Origin of the sequence: Pseudonocardia nantongensis (assembly GCF_046546495.1) — a bacterium.
Taxonomy (GTDB): Bacteria; Actinomycetota; Actinomycetes; order Mycobacteriales; family Pseudonocardiaceae; genus Pseudonocardia; species Pseudonocardia nantongensis.
This window is the reverse complement of sequence record NZ_JBKGXT010000043.1, coordinates 1-4,975: the sequence shown is the minus strand read 5'-3', so window position 1 is coordinate 4,975 and position 4,975 is coordinate 1. Positions and strand designations below refer to the sequence as shown.

The 4,975-nt window shown below is 68.0% G+C and carries 4 protein-coding genes and 1 pseudogene; all 5 read left to right on the top strand.

From position 1 onward, the window contains the following. Positions 1-451, top strand: a pseudogene (locus ACLFMI_RS26675) (hypothetical protein); the annotation flags it as partial. Between the two features lie 252 nt (positions 452-703). Next, the gene (locus ACLFMI_RS26670) at positions 704-1,702 is read left to right on the top strand and encodes a mechanosensitive ion channel family protein (protein WP_410950721.1); all 999 of its coding nucleotides are present in this window, start codon (positions 704-706) and stop codon (positions 1,700-1,702) included. Positions 1,703-2,139: 437 nt separating this feature from the next. Further along, on the top strand, positions 2,140-3,147 hold the full coding sequence (locus ACLFMI_RS26665; RefSeq protein WP_410950720.1) for a TRAP transporter substrate-binding protein: 1,008 nt from the start codon (positions 2,140-2,142) through the stop codon (positions 3,145-3,147). Between the two features lie 43 nt (positions 3,148-3,190). After that, complete coding sequence (locus ACLFMI_RS26660; protein ID WP_410950719.1) at positions 3,191-3,697, top strand: TRAP transporter small permease; 507 nt, start codon at positions 3,191-3,193, stop codon at positions 3,695-3,697. Further along, on the top strand, positions 3,697-4,893 hold the full coding sequence (locus tag ACLFMI_RS26655) for a TRAP transporter large permease (protein ID WP_410950718.1): 1,197 nt from the start codon (positions 3,697-3,699) through the stop codon (positions 4,891-4,893). Before ACLFMI_RS26660 ends, ACLFMI_RS26655 begins: the two co-directional genes overlap by 1 nt. Positions 4,894-4,975 lie beyond the last annotated feature (82 nt).

Sequence of the window (4,975 nt, the reverse complement as noted above, 5' to 3'; positions counted from 1 at the left end):
GCGGTCGTTGGCGCCCTCCGGCCACGGTGACAACACCCCCCAGATCATCGAGCGACAGGGGCAACAAGTCATGCCGTGGCCGGTGGCCTGCAAGCCCTCACCGGGCTTGATCAAGAAGGTAACGGGGAAAGATCGCGCCGTGGGCCTACGCGGATATCGCGATCACGGAAGCACCAGCATGGACAGCGGTGCCGCCGCGGCCGCCGTCACCTCCGAGATGCAGGACCACGCCGGCGTGTACAGCGCTCGCGCCGTACTCACAGGTGACCGCACGCGTCCCGAACTCCACCTCACCCTCGGCGTCACCGAGCAAGCGCCGGTCACGCGGATCCGCCGGCGAATCGACGACCAGGCACTGCCCCGGCTCCGGCAGGCCCTCGAACTCGACACCCTGCCCACCGGGCTCCTGCTCCGGCTTGACGCGTCCCCGGAGACCACGCGAGCCCGCTGACAGCAGCGGGGCCCGTCCGCAGCCGATACCGACGGATAACACCGTGCCGTGCTCAGTGTCGGCACGGCTCGCTCGGGCCGCCCACCCAGAGGGAACGGGCGTGAAGCTCGTTGACACGATGGGGGTGTCGGCTGGTCCGCGCCTGTCGGCTCTGCCCTCGCAGCGGCGGTGGTGTGAGTACGGACCGGGTAGCAGGATCAGCCCGCCGACCAAGTAACCACACCGGGCACTCCCGGGTAGAAAGGTGGCACCTTGCCGCTCCCCGTCAGCCCTCCGGAAGCGGATGCCGTGGCGCTCGGCCCCGGTACGGCGCTGCAACAAGCCGGGCCGCTCGTGAGCTGGTTCACCGAGAACAGCAGCGCGTTCATCTCCGGCCTGATCAACATCTTGTTGATCCTGGTGCTCGTACTGGTGCTGCGCGGCGTGGTGGGTCGTCTGATCGCCCATGGCGTCAAGCGGATGGTGACTTCGCATCAGCGGATCAACCAGGCCAAGGGCAGGGCCAGGCCCCACAGTGTCGTCGTGCAGAAGTCCGAGTCCGGGGATGCGCAGGCGCGCCAGGAACAGCGGGCGAAGACGATCGGTTCCGTGCTGCGCAGCATTGCCTCGGCGATCATCTTCGGTGTCGGCTTCATCATGATGCTCGGTGAGGTCGGCATCAATCTCGGGCCGATCCTGGCCAGCGCCGGCGTGCTCGGGCTGGCGGTCGCGTTCGGCGCACAGAACCTCGTACAGGACTTCATGTCCGGAATCTTCATGATGATCGAGGATCAGTACGGCGTCGGAGACGTGATCGACGTCGGTGACGCTGTGGGCACCGTGGAGGACGTGACGCTGCGCATCACCAAGATTCGCGACCTCGACGGCGGGTTGTGGCACGTGCGCAACGGCAACATCATGCGCGTCTGCAATATGAACCAGGACTGGGCCAACGCCGTCGTGGAGATCCCGCTGGACTACAGCGTCGACGTGTCCCACGCCGAGACGGTGATCCGCGCGAGCATCGCCGAGTTCGCCGCCAACCCCGAATACAAGGCGAAGATCCTGGAGCAGCCGGATCTCAGCGGTGTGGTCGGTATCGGCAACGGGTCCGTCACTGTGCGGATCATCGTCAAGACCAAGCCGGGCGAGCAGTGGAGCCTCGGTCGCGCCTTGCGCGCGCACCTCAAGGGCAGCTTCGACGCGGCGGGCATCACGGTCGCGTACCCCTTGCTGCCGGCCAACGGCAGCGGCGCCGTCAAGCAGGGCTGATCAACCCAGCTACGCGGACAGGGCGTCGTCGGGGGTTCCCGACGGCGCCCTGTGGTCGGCTACGCAGCAAGAAGCTCAACGGCCAAGGCATGGACATCCGACGTGGACGCGTAGGCGGCAGACGAGCCTGGTAAGGGCCCACCGACGCATGCGCCTACCGGACCCGCGCACGCCGCGATCGCCATGCTCGCCGCCCGCGAACACGAGTACGCCGAGCAACTCGAACAACGCCCTGCGGGCCGACCGCAGGAGCGGGATCGGGATCGGCAGGGCGGGATGCCCAGCAGCCTCGGCGGGACGAGTTCCTGATCCGTACGCATGTCACCTCTGGACCCGCAACGGCGGAGCGTCCTCTCCGAGCGGGCAGGTCTCCCGGGGCGACGGCAACTGACGGCAACTCGTTGCCCTCCGCAGCCCCAGCTGCGTGAATGCGCCGAATGAGCAGACCGCGCATTTCGCTCGCGACCGCACTCGGCACTCTTCTGCTGGTGCTGGCCGCGTGCGGTGTGCCGGCCCGGACCGAGGCCGAGGGCGCGACCACGTTGCGCCTGGCCCTCAACCAGTCCGAGGATCACCCGTCCTTCGTCGCGCTGGAGAACCTCGCCGAGCGGGTCAGCGCGCGCACCCAGGGCCGCTGGAACATCGACGTCTACCCGAACGAGAACCTCGGTGCTCAGCAGGAGGCCCTGCAACTGACCAGCGACGGCAGCATCGACCTGGCGGTGGTCTCCGGCCCCCAGCTGGAGAACCTCAACGAGGACTTCGTCGTGTTCAACCTGCCGAACGTCTTCGACTCGATCGAGCACCAGATGGAAGTGATCACCGATCCGGCCGTCGTGGGCGAGCTCTACTCCTCCCTGCAGGACCGCAACCTCACGGTGCTGGGTGGCTTCACCCAGGGCGCCCGGAACGTCTACAGCGTGCACGGGCCGGTCACCACACCTGCGGATCTGGCCGGGCAGAAGATCCGGGTTCAGGAGAGTGCCGTGCACGCCGAGATGCTCGACCTGATGGGCGGTTCGGCCACACCGATGGCTTACGGCGAGGTCTACACCGCGCTGCAGTCCGGCGTGCTCGACGGCGCGGAGAACAACGAGGTGTCGTACGTGACGCAGAAGCACTACGAGGTCGCGGGCGACTACTCGCGCACCGAGCACCTGATCGGGATCGACTACCTCGTCGCCAACACCGGTCGCATGGGCCGGATGTCGCCCGCCGACCGGGCCGCTTTCGACCAGGAGTGGGCCGCGGCGATCGCGGAGTTCACCGCCCTGTGGAGGTCGGCGACCGAGGAGGCCACGGCGGAGGCGAGGAGCCAGGGCGTCCGGTTCCACGAGGTCGACCGGGGGGCCTTCCGCGCTGCCCTCGCGCCACTCACCGAGCGGGCGCTGACGACGGAGAGGGCGCGCGAGGTGTACGCGAAGACCCGGGCGGCGGCGCCGTGACCCGGCACCGGACCACGAGCGCGCGCGTCGGACAGGAGCGGGGATGCATACGCTGAGCAAGATCTTCGACAAGGTGCTCGCCACGGCATGTGTCGCGCTGTTCGCGATCCTGGTCGCCACGGTGAGCTGGCAGGTGTTCACCCGGCAGGTGCTCGGCGATCCCAGTACCTGGTCCGAGGAGCTCGCGAAGTACGTCTTCGTCTGGCTCGGCATGTTCGGTGCCGCCCTCGTGTTCTCCGAACGCGGACACATCTCGGTCGATGTCGTCGTCCGCAGGTTCTCCGAGCGCACCCAGCGAGTCGTCGCCGTGGCGGTGCAACTGGCCGTCATCGCCTTCGCCGTGACGGCGCTGGTGTGGGGCGGGGCGCGGATCACGGTGCTGGCCTGGGGGCAGAGCCTCAGCGCGCTGCCCTCCCACCTCGGCGTCGTCTACCTGGTCGTACCGATCACCGGAGTCATCATCACCTTCTACGCCGGGAGCCACCTGGCCTCGGTCCTGCGCCGTGGCGAGGCACCGGTCGCATCCGCCGGCCCCGTCATGGAGTCCTGATGGATCCGGCAGCGCTGGCAGGGCTGATCCTGCTCGTCGGGATCGCGGGACTGATCGTCTTCAACGTGCCGATCGCCGTGGCGATCGGGCTGACGTGCACGGTGGCGGCGGTGCTGGTGCTCGGAGCCGAGGACGCGGTGCTCCTGTCCGCCCAGCAGATCGTTTCCGGTACCGGCTCGTTCACCCTGCTCGCGATCCCGTTCTTCGTGCTGGCCGGGGTACTGATGAACAACGGCGGGATCGCCGCCCGGCTGATCGACGCGGCCAAGGTGCTCGTGGGACGGATGCCCGCGTCGATGGCGCAGACCAACGTCGTGGCCAACGCGATGTTCGGCTCTGTGAGCGGGGCCGCGGTGGCTTCCGCGGCGGCGGTCGGCAGCGTGATGGGCCCGCGGCAGCGGGAGGACGGCTACGATCCCGCCTTCTCGGCGGCCGTGAACGCGGCATCGGCGCCCGCCGGGATGTTGCTCCCGCCGAGCAACACGTTCATCGTGTACTCGCTGGTGAGCGGCAGTTCGGTCGCCGCGCTGTTCATGGCCGGGTACGGACCGGGGCTGCTGTGGGCGCTGGTGTGCATGGCGGTCGTGTTCGTCTACTCCCGACGGCGGCCGGAGCTCAGGAATGCCGAGCGTGTGACCGTTCGGAAGGGCCTGCTGGTCCTCTGGAAGGCCGTACCCGCGCTGCTGATGATCGTCATCGTGATCGGCGGGATCCTGGCCGGCTTCTTCACCCCGACCGAGTCGGCGGCGATCGCGGTGCTGTACTGCCTGGTGCTGGGATTCGCCTACCGCAACCTCCGGGTCGCCGATCTCCCGGGGATCCTGCTCGACGCGACCCGCACCACGGCGATCGTCATGCTCCTGGTCGGCGTCTCGTCAGTGCTGTCGTGGGTGATGTCCTACACCCGGATCCCCGACCTGATCTCGGACGGCCTGCTGGGGCTCTCCGGCAACCCCACGGTCATCTTGATCCTGATGATGCTGGTCCTGCTGGTCGTGGGCACGTTCATGGACCCCACGCCGGCGATCCTCATCTTCACCCCGATCTTCCTGCCGGTCGTCGAAGACTTCGGCATCGACCCGGTGCACTTCGGCGCCATGATCGTGCTGAACCTTGGCCTCGGGACCATCACGCCGCCGGTGGGCAACGTGTGTCTCGTCCCGGGTTTGATGGAGATCATCAAGCCAGGAGGATGATCGACCGATGGTCGCCCCGAGGAAGTACCCCGATGAGCTGCGGGAACGAGCGATCCGGCTCGTGTTGGACGCCAAGGCTGAC